The 17950-nt window shown below is 27.9% G+C and carries 12 protein-coding genes and 1 riboswitch; of the genes, 2 read left to right on the top strand and 10 right to left on the bottom strand.

The genetic code is table 11. The features are described 5' to 3' along the window. Positions 1-130: 130 nt before the first annotated feature. From FAY47_RS16335 to FAY47_RS16310, 6 genes are all read right to left on the bottom strand, one after another. A complete protein-coding gene (locus FAY47_RS16335; RefSeq protein ID WP_143317991.1) occupies positions 131-337 on the bottom strand; it encodes a sigma-Y antisigma factor component in 207 nt (68 codons plus the stop codon). Next, positions 334-714, bottom strand: a complete 381-nt coding sequence (locus FAY47_RS16330) for a hypothetical protein (protein ID WP_143317990.1) — start codon at positions 712-714, stop codon at positions 334-336. The genes FAY47_RS16335 and FAY47_RS16330 overlap by 4 nt, the downstream gene beginning before the upstream one ends. Before the next feature lies 1 nt (position 715). Further along, positions 716-1252, bottom strand: a complete 537-nt coding sequence (gene sigY / locus FAY47_RS16325) for an RNA polymerase sigma factor SigY (protein WP_143317988.1) — start codon at positions 1250-1252, stop codon at positions 716-718. A gap of 180 nt (positions 1253-1432) precedes the next feature. After that, a complete protein-coding gene (locus tag FAY47_RS16320; protein ID WP_143317986.1) occupies positions 1433-2767 on the bottom strand; it encodes an NCS2 family permease in 1335 nt (444 codons plus the stop codon). Between the two features lie 168 nt (positions 2768-2935). Further along, positions 2936-3037: riboswitch (purine riboswitch) on the bottom strand. 285 nt (positions 3038-3322) lie between these two features. Continuing rightward, entirely contained in the window at positions 3323-4963 is a 1641-nt protein-coding gene (locus FAY47_RS16315) for a thiol-activated cytolysin family protein (protein ID WP_279232123.1), read from the bottom strand. Positions 4964-5115: 152 nt separating this feature from the next. Next, a complete protein-coding gene (locus tag FAY47_RS16310) occupies positions 5116-5322 on the bottom strand; it encodes a YjfB family protein (RefSeq protein WP_243129645.1) in 207 nt (68 codons plus the stop codon). A 175-nt stretch (positions 5323-5497) separates the two neighbouring features. Between FAY47_RS16310 and FAY47_RS16305 the strand changes: the two genes are divergently transcribed. Then, positions 5498-7267: a glycoside hydrolase family 28 protein gene (locus tag FAY47_RS16305; protein WP_143317985.1), complete on the top strand. Its 1770-nt coding sequence runs from the start codon at positions 5498-5500 to the stop codon at positions 7265-7267. 51 nt (positions 7268-7318) lie between these two features. Here FAY47_RS16305 and FAY47_RS16300 read toward each other — a convergent pair whose 3' ends face one another. Further along, positions 7319-7474, bottom strand: a complete 156-nt coding sequence (locus FAY47_RS16300) for a zinc-ribbon domain-containing protein (RefSeq protein ID WP_143317983.1) — start codon at positions 7472-7474, stop codon at positions 7319-7321. 147 nt (positions 7475-7621) lie between these two features. Continuing rightward, positions 7622-8197, bottom strand: a complete 576-nt coding sequence (locus tag FAY47_RS16295) for a putative ABC transporter permease (protein WP_143317982.1) — start codon at positions 8195-8197, stop codon at positions 7622-7624. A 150-nt stretch (positions 8198-8347) separates the two neighbouring features. Here FAY47_RS16295 and FAY47_RS20425 point away from each other — a divergent pair, with 150 nt between their 5' ends. Next, positions 8348-8524 carry a hypothetical protein gene (locus FAY47_RS20425; protein WP_185966869.1) on the top strand — a complete coding sequence of 59 codons (177 nt, stop codon included), beginning with the start codon at positions 8348-8350 and terminating at the stop codon, positions 8522-8524. Here the strand turns inward: FAY47_RS20425 and FAY47_RS16290 are convergent. Further along, positions 8507-10249: a methyl-accepting chemotaxis protein gene (locus FAY47_RS16290; RefSeq protein ID WP_143317980.1), complete on the bottom strand. Its 1743-nt coding sequence runs from the start codon at positions 10247-10249 to the stop codon at positions 8507-8509. The genes FAY47_RS20425 and FAY47_RS16290 overlap by 18 nt on opposite strands. A 145-nt stretch (positions 10250-10394) precedes the next feature. Beyond that, positions 10395-17885, bottom strand: coding sequence for a non-ribosomal peptide synthetase (locus FAY47_RS16285; protein ID WP_143317979.1), 7491 nt, complete (start codon positions 17883-17885; stop codon positions 10395-10397). Between the last annotated feature and the right edge of the window lie 65 nt (positions 17886-17950).

Here is a 17950-nt window from a genome sequence, read left to right as displayed (position 1 = left end):
AAATAAGTTGAATAATTTCTTCAAATTCAAAAAAGGGAGCCGTCTCCGACAAATGATTTTAAATCATTTGGAGACAGCTCCTTTTGTATTGTACCTAAATTTATTAAATTCATAATTAAAAGGCCTAATATTACGCCCCTTTATTTTTTCTTGAAAAATATCTTTTTCTATATATCAAATAAATTATTGTTGGCCAAGGTGCTTGAACTAATCCTATAATTCCCCAAAGCCAAGGATTAGGAATATTTTTTTTCATTGCATCTCTAAAAATAGTAGTTCCCTGTATAATAAGAATTATAAGAGCACAGACTAAAGCAATTTTTGTACTTAATGTCACTGTGCCTCCCTCCTTGATTTCTTCCTTAAAAGAACAAAGTTTATTATCAATAACACTATTAATAATATAGTTTGAGATATCATCATAACTTCTATTGACGTTTTTATATAAACAAATCCAACTAAAGTAGATACTAAAATGGCAAATATTAAAAATCTAAATGTAGCTTTTCTAATTTTTGAACTAAATCTTACCTCTTGACCCTTTTCCACTATAAAACTTACATCAATAGGAACTGATACTTTATCATCTATATTACTTCCAAGAGACATCTTATCTAAAGCTTCTTTTATTTCCAACTCATCAGAAGTAGTGCCAACTAATGAACCTTCATAATACTTATCAATCTTTTTATCTAAATTATCAAAAGATTTCATGTTATCTACCTCCTTTAAATTTCGAAAGAATCTCTTTTATTCCATAATGCAATCTTGATCGCACAGTACCAACTGGACAATTCACCACTGCACTGATTTCTTCATAACTATATCCATAGTAATGTTTTAATATAAAAACAACTCTTTTATCATTTGACATAGATTTTAATATTTCTAAAACTTCCTCTAACTCTTCCTTATTAATTATTTCCTCTTCTAATGAATAGGAAGATGGAATAATATCTAATAATATATCGGTTTCTTTATTTCTCCTTAAGTAATCTTTATACTTATTTGTTGCAATTTTTATTAACCAGGTTGAAAATTTAGCCTTTGAAGTAAAAGAATCTATATGAATAACAGCTGATAACAGGGTTTCTTGAAGAATTTCTTCAGTTAAGTCTTTATTACAGGTAAGCTTTAATATATATCCCTTTAATATAGATAAATTTCTACCTATGAGCATTTCAAATGCATATTTATCACCATCTTTGGCTCTTGCTATTAATTTTTCTTCATTTTGATCTTCTAAATTCATATAGCTTACCCCTTTTTGCTGTTTTCATATATTAAACGCATTAGCTTTAAAAAAGTTCAATAAAACCAAAAAATATTTTTACCCTATATTATAACAATAAAAATCCCCTAAAATACATTTCTGCACTTTAGGAGACTTTACTGTATTTATATATAATTATTAATCTACTATAAATTTATCTTATATAGCAAACAATATGACAAACAAAGCCGAAATAACATATAATGCTTTAGGAATTTCTTTTGCTCTACCTGTAAATAACTTTATTAATACATATGATATAAATCCAAATGCTAAACCATCTGTAATTGAGTATGTTAAAAGCGTTAATATTAATGTTAAGAATACAGGTACTGCTTCTGTTATATCTGAAAAATCAATCTTTGCTATTGGTTCCATCATTATGCATCCTAAAACAATTAATACAGGAGCTGTAGCATATCCAGGTATAACTGTTAATATTGGCGAGAAGAATAATGATAATAAGAACATACCAGCTATCACAATTCCTGTAAGTCCTGTTCTACCGCCTTCTGCAATTCCTGAAGCTGATTCAACGAATGCAACTGGAGTTGAGGTTCCTAAACAAGCTCCTACTGCTGACCCTATAGCATCAGCTGTTAAAACTTTGTCTGCATTCTTAACATTACCCTTTTCATCTAAATATCCTGCTTTTGAAGCTAATCCAATTAAAGTACCAATACTATCAAATACATCTATAAATAACATAGAAAGAATAGCTGGAATTATTCCAATTACCATTGCACTCTTAAAATCAAATTGCATGAATACTGGAGAAACTGATGGAGGCATAGAAACTATTCCTTTTGGAAGCTCTGCAACACCAAAAATTAAACCAAGTATATAAATAGCAGCCATTCCTATCATGAATGCTCCCTTTACATTTTTGTATGACAGTACAGATATTATAACTACTCCAAGTAAAGCTAATAATACCGTTATATCTTTCATATTACCAATACCAACTAATGTAGATGGATTAGCAACGATTATCTTTCCACCTTGTAACCCTATAAATGCTATAAAGAATCCAATCCCTATACTAATTGCATGTTTTAATGATTGAGGGATACTATCAATAATAACTTGTCTTACTTTAAATACGCTAAGCAATAAAAATATAATTCCTTCTATAAATGAAGCTGCCAAAGCTGTTTGCCATGAAAAGTTCATTCCTAAACAAATTGAAAAAGTAAATAAAGCATTTAATCCCATACCTGGCGCCATACCAAATGGATAGTTTGCTAAAAAAGCCATAATAACTGTTCCTACAACTGAAGCTAATGCTGTTGCTGTAAACACTGCACTTTTATCCATTCCTGATTGGCTCAAAATATCAGGATTAACAACTAAAATATATGCCATAGTAAAAAAGGTTGTTATTCCAGCCAATATTTCAGTCTTAACATTTGTATTGTTCTTTTTTAAGTGGAATATCTTTTCTAATAAACCACCTTCAGTTTTGTTTACCGATTCTTTTGATAGATTGTTCACTATGAATTCCTCCTGTTTTATGAAGTGTACAGTTATATACTGCCATTCAAAAAATAATTTCGTTAGATCTTCTGCTAACCTTTGTAAAAGAATATGATAAGAATTTATAGGTATCATAAAAAAATATAATCCCCTTTGTATTATTAACAAAGGGGCTTGAAAGTAAACCAAATACCTACAAACACCCATAGTCAGACAATTTACGGTAGTCCGGTAGAAACACTTAGACCTTATCACTAAGCATATACGGGAAATTTTTTTATTTTTATACTCTTAATGCTACAATAATTTGTTTAATAAATCAATAGAAAAGGTAAAAAAAACGAATATTTTTTTGTTTTATTGCAATATTATTTGTGTTTTAAAGCTGATTTATGTAAATTCCTTCTTTAAAATAACATTTGATTTGTTATAATTACCAAAAATATTTTAATAATTATTTTATCTACTAAACAATCTCCATAAAACTACAGGTATAACATTTAGTATTCAAAATATTATTAGGTGAAGTATGATTTTTAGAATCCACTCCACCTAATAATAATTTTATAATATTTAAATTTTAGTTTGAATTGATTTACTAGGATATAATGTTGTTCCCCATATAGAAAAAGTCGTTTCTTTAGCTAATGGTACATTTTTTTCATCTATTACAGTTCTCCACCACTCCCATGCAAGACCTGTACATTCTCCTGCTCTTACGCAAATATTTCTAGCATTTCCTTTTAAGTATATTTCCGTATTGAAATGAGCTGTTTTACCCTTTCCATTTCCGTCCCATGATTTATGTTCAACAACTTCATTTCCGTTTTTATCATAACTTACCTCATCCCATGTTACATAAAATTTCGCAACGTATGCTCCACTATGGTCAAGTATTATCTTCCCATCATTATGCTCTGTTGTGGTTGTCTCCACATATTGTGTTTTATTATTTACACACGCTACCTTATTATCTTTTAAAAATGTAGTTGTATATGATATTGGATATCCTGGATTTTGAGGACTATATACTGAATTATTTTGAATAACATTTCTTATATCATCAAAGTTTTTAGTGATTATTTTATTATGCTCTTGTGCTCCTCCACCTAAAACCACAGCTGTAAATGAACTTTGATCTATAATATCTTGATACTCCGCATTAGTACTTATTCCTTGATTCTCTATTAAAGCATTAAATGCAGCTTTGACATTTGAACTCTTAGAATTACTTTCAAGTTTAACGTAGATTGTTCTACCATATGAAACACTGGAAACATATGCAGGAGGATTGTCTTTATTTACCCCTCTTACAGCTAAGTCATTATAAGTTACATTATCACTAAATAAATCAGATGGTCTCTCTGGTGAGTCTACATTTGCTGTATAAAAAATTTGCTTGTAGGCTACTATCATAACCTTTTTTTCACCTTTATATATGGAATCAAAATCTATATTTAATCCATTCTCTAAAACTTTAAAGTTACCTCCAAACATAGTAGATAACTGAGATTTACTATAAACCATTGTATCAGTATAGCTCATTCTTGTAGGAATGCTATATCTAGGTGCATATTTTGTATTCCATGTTTCTAACAAAGAATTTAAAGAAGACTTAACCGAAGAATATGTAGGAGAATTAACTACTGTCTTCCCATCATCACTCATTCCAGGCAAATCAACACTTAACGTAATTGGCTTTCTTTGACATGAAATAATATCTGGTCTATTTTCTACAAGATTTCTATTAGCAAGCTGTATAACCCCAGGATAAGTTCTATCATTCATTGAATCTATTATAGAAATATCTGAAGTAGAATTAGAAATATCCTTCTTTTCTCTTTTTATTTGAACATATTTATTTTGCTCTTGAAAACCTTCTGCAGGTACAAAACTCGCAACATTATCCCCATTAGATGATAATATTGTATTTGAATCATATGATAAGCCATAAATACTTCTATCTATATCCTCACTATTATTTTTAATTTGATTATCTTGTATAGCTTGTCCACTATTTTCCATAGATACATTTTCTTTAGTATAATTATCTTTAGCAGTCAAACTATCTCCACCATCTACAGTAGATCTAAAGAAACTGCTAACAGAATTATTATTTTGATTAATAGTTTCCCCATATACAAAACTACTTGTAGTAACGATAACCGCTCCACATAATGTTAATGACAATAAAACCTTTTTAATATTTTTCACCTATATTATCCCCCTTATAGTCTTCAAAGAATATAAATTCATTGAAATTTTAACAAAATTATACATTAAGATGCGATAATTGTCAATTTTCATCTTATTTAAAAAAATCCACGATAATTTATCGTGGATTACACTAAGAAAATATAATTCTATTATGCTCTTACATCAATAATATTCCCTTTACTTGTATCTACAGCCATCTTTCCAATCATGTCTGTCATTTGAGTTGCCATTTCTTCCCCATTATTCATGGCCATCTTTAAAACTGATGTTGAAACCGCATTTTGAGTCGATGATTGACTCATATACATCGATAATGCTCCTATATCCATAAATTCACCTTCCTTTCTATACCTCATTTCTTTATCGTCTTATAAAATATTTACTTTAATAGATTATTATCCTTTTATTATTTAAAGCAACTTCATCTGGCCTAGATATGAATATACCAAGTTTATAAATTGCAGTAAATATATGTTAATCACTTCTATTACAGTGTATAATAAACTTTGTAAAAGGAGGCTATGATAACTCATGAAGAAATATAAATTAACATCAAGAATTATTATTTTTCCTATATTAATCTGCTTAATTCTTTTCTTTTATTTTCCTAAATCGCAGAAAAACTCTGAAGAAAGTCTAATATTATCCTCATGTGATAATTTAATAGTTCCAACACTTGCTTACGATGATAATAGCATTACACTAGCATGGCATAAACAAACTAACTCTAGCGACATTGTTGATTATAATATTTATATTGATGGGAATCTTATAGGTAATGCAAATAATAGTAGTGAATTTAAAGCTAAATCACTTATTGAAAAATTTTATAATGATCCTAGCAATAGTTCAGCAGTAAATATAAGCTCACATAGTTTTAAAGTTTCAGGTCTTACTCCTGATACATCCTATAGTTTTATAGTAAAAGCTGTTGACAATAAAGGTAATGAAATAGCTGAGAGCAACAAAGTGATTCAATCTACAGAAAAACCTTCTAAAATATTTAATTCTCTTGATTACGGGGCTGCAGGTGACGGGAAAACTCTAGATACTAAAGCAATTCAATCTGCTATAGATGCTTGCACTCCTGGTGGACAAGTATTGCTTCCCTCTGGGAAAACCTTCAAATCTGGTTCTCTTTTATTAAAAGGCAATATTACCTTCAAAGTAGATGGAACTCTTCTTGGTTCTGAAAATCCAGAGGATTATTTAAAAAATAATAATTCTAGAGATAAACTAGCAAATTACTCTCTCCTTTATATTAATGCAAATAATAAAGAAGAAAACCTAAAAATTATAGGTACTGGCACAATTGATGGAAATGGATGGAGACAAGCTGCTTTTGAAAATGAATATGGATTTCCAAACTCTTTAAAAAGCAGCCTAAAAACTGTTGAAGAAAACGGAATTTTAGCTGCTAACCAATTCAAACTTTGTAAAACTAATGGTCTTTCAGAAACTGACGCTTATTCCAGACGATCAAATTTAATTTCTATAAGGAATATGAAGAATATTTATTTTGGTGATGGACTTTCTTTTATTAATCCTTCAAGACATACAATTTCATTAAGCAATTGTAATGATGTTGTCCTAAATAATGCTTTAATTAAGACTTTTGATTGCAATAACGGAGATGGAATAGACTTTAACGGCAAAGGATTAACAGTTTTAAATAGCGTTTTCGATACCGGTGATGATGATATAAATTTCAATGCCGGAAAAGGTGATGATGGTGAGGAAAGTTCTACGCCTGTAGATAATGCATGGATATTCAACAACTACTTTGGACGAGGACATGGTGCCGTTGTTGCTGGTAGCTATACAGCTGCATGGATACAAAATATATTGGCAGAAGATAATGTTTTAAACGGAACGGGATCAGGACTACGTTGTAAGTCCTCTGCTAGAATTGGAGGTGGCGCTAAGAATATTGTATTTCGTGATTCTGCTCTTAAGAATATTGTTGATGAAGAAGGCAAACCGTTTATATTTACTTCAAACTACTCTGATTCAAATTCAGCAGGCTCCTTTAAACCAGCAAAAACCTTTCCTCAATTTAAACATATTCTTGTATCAAACTGTAGCGTAGATACCTCTAAAGACAGCTCAATATTAGTAGCAGGATTAAAAGATTCTTACCATGAAGATATATATTTTAAAAATATCTCTTTCAAAGGAACTAAACCCGCTAAAATAACTTATATGAAAGATAGTACTTTTAAAAACGTGACCTTTGATAGCAATATAAAAGACCCTTGGGATATAACAAATTGCAAAACACTTGATTTTGACAATGATTAATTCACATAAAAAAGGCTATAGTTTTCACTATAGCCTTATAACAATCTAAAATTATCTTCTATTGTTTTGTTGTTTCTTAGCTCTTCTGCAATCTGCACATCTTGTTGGTTCATTTTCGAATCCTTTTTCTTTGTAGAATTCTTGTTCTCCAACTGTGAATACAAATTCGCTACCACAATCTCTACAGATTAATGTCTTATCAGTCATATTAATTCCTCCTATTTTAAAGATTCTAAATTGATAATAATCTCTAATTACGAGAAACTATTTACCTAAATAAAACTCTTATATTTATAGCTTTTTCAGCTACCTATTCATAATAACATATAAACATATTAATTACTACACTTTTTTTTAAATTATCAATATACTATAAATGGTATATATAAAATCTATTACGGTAATAGCTCCTAAAACACCACTTATAATCAAGCTAAATCTCATTCTAAAATATTTATCTAATACTTTATATAAAAATGGATGAATCCAATATACTAACATGATCCCAAATACTCCAAAGCCAATAGAACTAAATAAACTCACTCTTCCATAAATATTAAATATCCATCCACTATAATCCCACCATATCCTTCTAAAAAGTTTTTCCATCTCCCAAGATGTAATAAACTCTAATAACCCTGTTACCAATACACTACCCCCAAAAACAGTCATCATATTATAATTTCTTTTGCTAAATAAGAATAAAATTAAAGCTACCCCAACTCCATAAATAGTACAAACTGGAATATGCAAAAAGCCTCTTTCTTCTAGCGTTCCATCTATAATGAATATAAATACTTTTTCCCAAGCCCAACCTAAAAAACTATAAAACATAAAATATAAATAATATCTACTAACTTCTGATAGATTCAAACTTTTAGCTTGAATGTATTCACCATTCTTTTTATTTACTGTATTAATAATTGTCATCTCCTAACTTTTGCAAAAAATAATATATTTTCTACACATAGGATGCCCAATTATTATAAGATACATTATTAAGTTCCTTTAAATTTTTTCATTCAAAAAAAGCCTATAAAGTAATTCAATTAAAGTACAAATACTACTGGAAAATTGAATATGAATTTCTTAAATTCTATAAACATTGCAATTTCTACAACTGCTTTTGCATCTGTATATAACAGTGGGTTGCCTACAGTTGGATATGGTTACACAACAAGAGGATATTTTGTTCAGGAAGTGCAACGAAAATTAAACTTTATTGGACAAATGATACAACTATACCTTAAATTCTGAAGTTAACTTTCTTAGTTTACTAGCCATTTCTGATAATTGTGATGTTGTACTTTCTATTTCGTTCATAGTACTAAGTTGCTCTTCTACACTAGCACTAATATTTTCAGTACCTTCAGCCATTTCACTTGAAGTATAAGCTATATTACTTATAGCTTTTTCCATTTCTTTAGTGCTTTTTGCTTGTCTATCGTTTGCTTCATCTATTTGCTCTATTTGAACTACAATATTTTGTATATTATTAATAATATTTTTTATACTTTCTTCAACTTCTGAAGCCTTACTAACTCCTTGAGTTACTTTCTCCTCAACTAAATTAACAGAATCTACAGCTGAAGCTGATTTTAATTGATTTTCTTTTACTAGATTAGATATTTCTCTAGCAGCGTTATTACTTTCATCTGCAAGATTTCTTATTTCATCTGCTACTACATTAAACCCTTTCCCAGCTTCCCCTGCACGAGCTGCTTCAATAGCTGCATTTAATGCTAAAAGATTCGTTTGTTCTGAAATAGAAGTTATTATTTGAATTATATCTCCTATTCTCTTTGATGAATCATCCAATTGTTTTATCATCGATGATACTTCCTTTGATGAAGAAGCTATATCTGTTATTGAAGATGCAACCTCTGATATCATAACAGCACTTTCTTCTGCTGTTGCTTTAGCCTTTTTACTATTAACAGTTGTATTTCTACTAGCAGTAGATGTAGCTTCTGAAAATTTTGCTACTTCCGTTAATCCTGCATAAGTTTCTTCCACTACTGCCGCTGAATCTGAAGTACCTGCAGATAGTTCAACTACTGTATTTGAAATTTCTTCTAAAGATTTTGTAGTTTCATTTGTTGCCAAACTTAATTGGTCACTTGAAGATGCTATTGTTTCAGCAGAAGCAATTACTTCTTTTATAATTCCTTGAAGCTTGTCTACAAACAAGTCAAAGCTACTACTAAGCTCTCCTATTTCATCTTTACTCTCATATCCAATTCTTTGTGTTAAGTCTCCACCACTAGTTGAAATTTCTCTTAACTTTTTTGTAACTCTATTAACCGGAACAGTAATTGACCTTGCTATTATCACTGATATTACTAATAAAATAAGCATAGATATACCGATTAACACAATAGTTGAAACTATGGTTTCTTTATAAAGGAATCTACTTTCATTATAAGTTTCACTTGCATTACTTACTTGTTGATCTATAATATTATCGAAATCTTGAATTACTGTTGCTTTTGCATTGTCATAATCGTCCATATCACTTCTTGATTTATTTGCCTCAACGTTGTTAGCTGGCGGTCCTCCTGCTCCTGGTGTTTCTCTAACTGTACCTACACCGTGATTTTTCACAAAACTATCCTTAGCTTCTATAAAAGCATTAAAATCTTCAAGCAAAGTTTGAAATTCTTCCTCATCATTATGTTTTGATAATTTTTCTGTTGTTGTAGCTACTCTAGCTTCAATATCGTCTTCTATAGTTTGTCTAACACTATCATCACTACTCTCCATTAAGGCACTTGATCTTGTTCTTATATATTCAATATCTGATTTTATGTCTTGCAACTCTACAATTGGAAGTAGTCTAGAATCATTTAATTCCATAAGTTTAGAATTAATTGAAGATATTTGAATGATTGACGTAATCCCTATTATACCTAAAAATACAAGAAAACTTACAGAAAGTAATCCAATCTTAAATCCTAGTTTCCTATTTTTAAAAAAGTTCATTTTGCTTCCTCCTACTTTTTATCTCTTGCTTATTATTGAATTAATTATGCATTAAAATTGTCTTATAATTAACTAAAAAGTATGAACAAATTGTGTACAATGTCAATCACATACAAAAAAACATCAATAATTCTAAAGTAGATATCTACAAAAAGTTAACTTTTTTACAGTAATCAAGCATTCTTTTAACAGCTTCATCATCTAATTGACTCCATTCAAAGCCTAATTTCTTTAAAATGGAATTTGTTCTATTACTAACAGTTATAAATGTTGTTAAATTATTATTTTCAAGTAAACCTAGGTGAACCATAACATCATCAATATATTCTCTTAAATTTTCATCTTTATTCCTAAAAGAAATATATGACATAAATTCATCTATATTTTTAATTTCTATATTTTTATATCTTATTCTTAATAACTCTGCTAAATCTATAGAACTTAATTTTTTAGGATTTTCTATATGAAATACTTGGTTATTCAAGTTTGTCTTGTTAAAAATAAGAACAACTGCTTTAGACAATTCATCTACATAAGAAAAATCAAAAACCTTTTCTTTAATTTTAGGTATACAATTAAGTTTAATAAATGCTTTAATATTTTTATAAAAAGCGTTTTCTATTATATTCTCTTGAAATAGTCCTGTTGAATAATTAAAAGTTACATTTCCAAGTCTAAATATTTTAGTATTTAATAACTTTTCACCAGCTTCTTCAACTAATTTTTCAGCTTCTAATTTTGAACGCACATACACATTATCACACTCTTGCCCAATATCAATATCTGATTCTGAAAACATAACTAAATTTTTATTATGAATACTTCCACTTCCAACACTGATAGTAGATATTTGATTGAAATCTTTTATTAATCCTTTTTTAGCAAAATCAATCAAATTCTTTGTTCCTAAAACATTTATATTATAAAACTCATCATATTTACCATAATGTTTTACATTGGCTGCTGAATTGATTATACAATCTATTTCTAAAGATAGTTTTTCATAAGTATCAATATCTAATCCCAAATTATCTCTTGAAATATTTCCCATTAAAATATTTATTCTATTCCTATATTTAAAGTAAAATTCTTCTCCAAAATAGAAATTAGTCTTTTCTATAATTCTCTCTTCAGCTGTTTTAATATTTTCTCCTCTTAATAACAAATGTATTTTGCAATTTGTCCTTAATATAAGCTCTTTTAAAATATTTACACCAACATATCCTGTAGCCCCTGTAAGCAAAATGTTTTTATATGTAGTTTCATTATTTAAATCCAAATCTGTATATCTTTTAATATCATCTATATATGATTTATAAGCTAATTTTATATCTTTCGGAATTTGATTTCCTTCTTTAAATTCTGTAACAGCTATTTCATCATGACCCCATTCAGTATTTACTCTTAAACTCTCTTTTTTCAATTTAATAATTGAAGCCAACTCTTGTATGGTTGGATATTTAAATATATCATTTATAGAAATACTAAATTCTTTAGCTAGTCTTGAAACTACTGAAATTGCTTTTAATGAGTTACCTCCAATTTCAAAGAAATTCAAATCAGTGCTCACATTTTTTATACCCAACACTTTACTCCATACTTCTGAAATTTTTTCTTCAAATTTATTTTGAGGCGCTATATATTTACAATTAAAATTATCTAGATTAGGTGTAGGCAATTCTTTTCTGTCAATTTTTCCATTAGAATTAATAGGCATACTTTCAAGCTGCATTATATAAGAAGGAATCATATAACTTGGAACTTCTTTCTTTAAAAAATCCTTTATTTCTTTTGAGCAAACTTTTTCTTCACTTACAATATATGCACATAAATACTTGTTCCCACTTTCATCCTTTTTATCTACTACAACTACTTCTTTCAATTTTGAATACTGTAATAATTTTGCTTCAATTTCTTGAAGTTCTATTCTAAAACCATTAATTTTAACTTGATAGTCAATTCTCCCAATAAAATGTATATTCCCATCTGGAAGCCATTTTGCAAGATCCCCAGTTTTATATATTTTCTCTCCCTTTACATAAGGATTTTCTATAAACTTTTCTTTTGTAAGATCTTTTCTATTTAAATATCCTCTTGCAATTCCATCTCCACCTACACATAGTTCTCCAGGTACCCCTATTGGAAGTAAATTATTATTCTTATCCATTATATAGGCTGTTGAATTAGATATTGGCCTTCCTATAGGTATTGCTATATTTTCATCCCACTTTTCCTCAACTTCATATACTGTAGAAATTACTGTATTTTCTGTTGGCCCATATCCATTTAAGATTTTCAGTTTCTTATACATCTTGGTTATTTTACTTACATACTTACTTGATAAGACATCTCCACCTACCATTAAATATCTTAAGTTCTTAAATACTCCTACATTACTTTCACTATATTCATTAAATAATGGAGTTGGCATAATCATTATTGTTATTTTGTTATGATTAATATAATTTTCTAATTTAATACCATTTATTATTAAGCTTTTATCTTCTAAGTGTAATGTTATGCCTTTAATGAGTGTAATCCAAATTTGAAATACTGATGCATCAAAAGATAAAGATCCAGATTGAAGAACTTTATCATTATCATTAATTTCAATATAATTAGGATTTTTTACAAGGTTAATCAAATTCTTATTTTCAACACATACTCCTTTAGGGTTTCCAGTTGACCCTGATGTATAAATTATATATACTAAATCATTTGGCAAATTAATATTTTTAAGGTTTTCTTTACTTTCTTTAAATATTTCTTTACTATTTAAATCCATTAATTTTATATCTATTTTCTCTAGATTCACTTTTTTCAATTGATGTTTTTTAATCAAAATCATTTTACTCTTGCTATCCTTAAGCAAATAATTTATTCTTGCCTCAGGGTAATCTTCATCTATTGGCATATATGCCGCACCACTTTTTATAATAGCTAAAATTCCAACTATTGTATCTACACTTTTATCACATATTATTGCAACAATGTCCTCTTTACTCACTCCTTTTTTTACTAATAAATTACCAAGCTGATTTGCCCTTTCATTTAATTGTCTATAAGTTAGTCGTTCTCCACATGATACAAGGGCAGTTTTATTTTTTGACTTTTCAGCTATTTCTTCAAATAATTCTTTTATTGTTTTATTTTTTTCATATTTTCTTTTTGTATTGTTAAATTTATTTAATATTAAATTTTCCTCTTTCTTAGATAAAACTCCAAAGTTATTAATAGGTCTATCTAAATCCTCTAGAACTTTTATTAGAATATTCATATAATGTTCTACAAAATTCTCCATTGTTTCTTTTTTATATAATGATGTTTGATATTCTAATTCACCTAATATTTTTTCCTTATCTTCAGTAAGTATCATAGAAATAGAAAACTTTGATCCTTTGCCTTTTAATTTATAAGTTTCTATTTGTACATCATTAAAACTTAAATTCTCAATATTTAAATTTTGAAAAGAAAAAATAACATTAAAAATATCACCTTTTTTTACATCTACTTTTTCAACTAAATTTTTAAGATCATAGTTTTGGTTTTCAAAAGCTTTCAAGGAGTTCTCCTTAACTTCATTTAAAAAATCTCTAAAACTCATATCATTACTTACTTTATTTCTTAGTGGCAATGTATTAACAAACATACCAACTATGTTCTTAAGATCTTCATGTGTTCTTCCCGCTACCGGAATTCCTATTATCAAATCCTCTTGATTGCTATACTTATATAAAAGCACATTGTATGCAGCTACATAAAACATAAATTTTGTTACGCCTAAACTATTTATAGCCTTATTTATTTTTTGAATTAAAGTTTTATTTATCTCAAACTCTATTTTATTTCCTTCAAAACTTTTAGCTGATTTACTTTTGTAATCTGAAGGCATATTTATCACAGGAATTTCTCCTTCAAACCTATGAATCCAATACTTTTCCTGATCATCTAATAACCCATTTTTATATAACTTATTCTGCCAATTTGAAAAATCTTTGTATTGAAATTTCAACCCAGCAAGTTTCTCATCATTGTATAATGAAGATAATTCTTTTGTTATTATACTCATTGAAACACCATCTGAAACTATATGATGTATATCTATTATTAAAATTGAAACATCAACGAATTCAATAATACTTACATGAATAAGAGGAGCTCTACTTAAATCAAATGGTCTTACAAATCTTTCAACATTAATTTTATTTTCATCAAATTTACTATGAACTTTAATATTCTCAACATTAAAATCCACTTTAGAATGGATTTTTTGAAATATATTCCCATCAAACATATGAAAACTTGTCCTTAAAGTTTCATGCCTATTTATTAACTTGCAAATTGCTTTTTCGAAACGTTCCTTATTAAAGTTTCCTTTAATAAGGTATGCAATAGGTATATTATAGTTTGTACTATTTAAATTTACTTGGTTTATTGCATATATCCTTTTTTGTACTGATGATGCTTCATAGTACTTTTTTTCTTCCACCTTTTCAATTTCATTAATCATCCCCTTATCTACTTTTATAGAATCCAAATACTCAGCTAATTCTTCTATTGAAGGCTTATTAAATACATCTGTAACAAGAATTGGACATTTAAATTCTTTATGAATTTTAGATACCAAATTTACAGCTGTTAAAGAATTTCCTCCTAGCTCAAAAAAGTTATCTTTTATAGATATCTCATTTATGTTAAATATCTTGCACCAAATACTCATAAGCTTTTGTTCTATTTCATTTCTAGGCTTTACAAATTCTACATTACTTTGTGATAAATCAGGACTAGGTAATGCTTTTTTATCAAGTTTTCCATTATAATTAAGTGGTATATTCTCAACCTGAACTATATATGAAGGAATCATATAATTAGGTAATTCTTTTTTCAAAAAATCTTTTATTTCTTTTAAAGAAACTCTCTCTTCACTTACAACATATGCACATAAATATTTATTACCGATTTTATCTTTTCTATCTATTACTATTGCTTCCTTTAGCCTTGAATATTTTAGTAGTTGCGTTTCAATTTCTTGAAGTTCTATTCTAAATCCCCTTATCTTCACCTGACTATCAATTCTTCCCATAAAAACTATATTCCCATCTGGCATCCATTTTGCAAGATCTCCAGTTTTATATATTATCTCCCCTTTTATATAAAGATTTTCTATAAATTTTTCTTTCGTCAGTTCTTCTTTATTAAAATACCCCTTGGCAACTCCATCTCCACCTACACATAATTCTCCAGGAACGCCTATTGGAAGTAGGTTATTATTCTTATCCACTATATAAGCAGTCGAATTAGCAACTGGTTTACCAATTGGTAATTGTGTATTTTTATCCCAACTACTACTTACAGTATAAGTTGTTGAAAAAGTAGTATTTTCTGTTGGTCCATATCCATCAATTATTATTAACTCCTTATTAACCTCTTTTAATTTACTTACAACAATAGGTGAAACTACATCTCCACCAGTTAACAAACATCTCAATGGCCTAAATAAATTTATATTTTCTTTACATAATTGATTAAATAATGGAGCTGTAAACCAACATATTGTAATTTTATTTTTTCTTAAATAACTTTCAAGTAATTCTGGATTTAAAATAATATCTTTTGATTCTATAAATAATTGCTTACCATTAAGAAGGGCCCCCCACACTTCAAAAGTAGATGCATCAAATGCAATGGATCCTGTTTGAAGTATTTTATCATCTTCTTCAAATTCAATGAAATTAGTATTCTTAACAAGTCTTATAACATTCCTTTGCTTTATACACACTCCTTTTGGCTTTCCTGTCGAACCCGATGTATACATTACATATATTAAATCCTCTGAAGTGTTGATGTGATCTAAATTATATGTACTTTCATTTAATATTTCTTCATCATCATAATTTACTATTTCAATACTATTTTCAAAATCAAATTTATCTACTGAATTCTTTTTTCCTAAAACTACTTCACTATTAACCTCTTCTAACATATATTCTATTCTCGATTTAGGATAATCCTCGTCTATTGCTAAATATGCTCCTCCACTTTTTACAATAGCTAAAATTCCTATAATTGTGTCTAAACTTTTATCACATATGATTGGAACTATACTATTTCTTGTTATTCCTTTTTTTCTTAATAAAAATGCAATTTGGTTAGCTCTTTCATTTAACTGTCCATAAGTTAGACTATTCCCTTTTGATGTAACTGCTATTTTATCTTTTGCATCATCAACCACTTTTTCAAACAATTCACTTATTGTTTTATTTTTAGGATATTTTCTTTTTGTATTGTTAAATTCATTTAATATAATATTTTTTTCTTCTTCAGAAACTATTTGTATTTCTGATATTTTCAGATTTGAATTATTAATAATTTGACTAGCAATAAGGCCAATACTTTTAACCATTTGTACAACTTGTTGCTCTGTATAATCCTCTATTCTATATTGAACTTCCAATTCAATATTTCCCTCTTTTTTTAATTCTTTAATAAATATATGTAATGGAATATTTGTATACCCTTGGGAAAGAATTTTATTGCTTATAAATTTTCCGCTACCTTTTTCTAACTCATAGCTTTCAAGTACATAGTAATTCACACAGCATTTAAATAGAGAATTAACTCTTTTTTTATTTAATTCTAAATCCTGTACCAGCAAATCATAAGGATATTTTTGATTATTATAACAATTCTTAAGTTCTACATTTAAATATTCTAAAAATTCATTAAAGCTTTTTTTATCTTCTATGTTTATTCTTAAAGGCATAGTTCCTGTAAACATACCCATTGTATTTCTTTGGCGCACATTACTCCTATTAAAGCAAGCAATAGCTAGTGTTATATCATTTTCATTTAATACCCTGCTCATATATATGCTTAAAACAGAAACAAAAAATTTGTTTAAAGAAATTTTATGTTTATTCAAAAATCTTTTTAACTCTTCATTCTTACTTTTATCTAACAAAAACAACTTTGTTTTTGACTTAGCGCTTTTGGGATTTATATATAAAGATTTTTCATTTAAATTTGAAAATTTTTCATTCCAAAATTTTTTGTTTTTCTTAAATTCTTCAGAATTTAAATACGCCCTTTCATCAGATATAAAACTTATGTATGAATTCCCAACATTGTCATCTACAATTTCATTATTGTATAATCGCTGATATATGGTAGAAAGCTGTTTAATCAACAAATTACAGGATGCTCCATCAAAAATAAGATGATGTATAAAAAAGCATATTCCCATATCTTTTTCATTAATTTTGTAAATAAAAAACTTAAATAATAATTGATTTTGCTTATATAATGTTTTTACACCTTCATTTATACAAAACTCTTTAAATTTACTTTCAGCACTACTACCATAAGTTGTAAAATCCAAAAAAGATATATTGATAAATTTATATTCATCTACATATTGATATAATTTACCACTTTCCTCATAGAATTTTAATCTAAGTGAATCATTTTTTTTAATAATTAAATTTACTGCTTTCTCTAACATCCTAACATCTAAATTACTACCAATATGTATTTTAGATACTATATTGTGCATTGGTGTATTAGAAAACAGCATTTCATTGTACCAAATTCTCTTTTGTGGATGAGTTATTTCAGATTTTTTGACAATATTATTCATAAAGAACACCTCCCAATATATTGCTTTCATTAAATATTACAATTCAAACTAGAAAATAGTTGCAT

Origin of the sequence: Clostridium sp. HBUAS56017, assembly GCF_007115085.1 — a bacterium.
Taxonomy (GTDB): Bacteria; Bacillota; Clostridia; order Clostridiales; family Clostridiaceae; genus Clostridium; species Clostridium cibarium.
The sequence above is the reverse complement of the archived record's forward strand: the minus strand, read 5'-3'. Positions and strand labels throughout refer to the sequence as shown.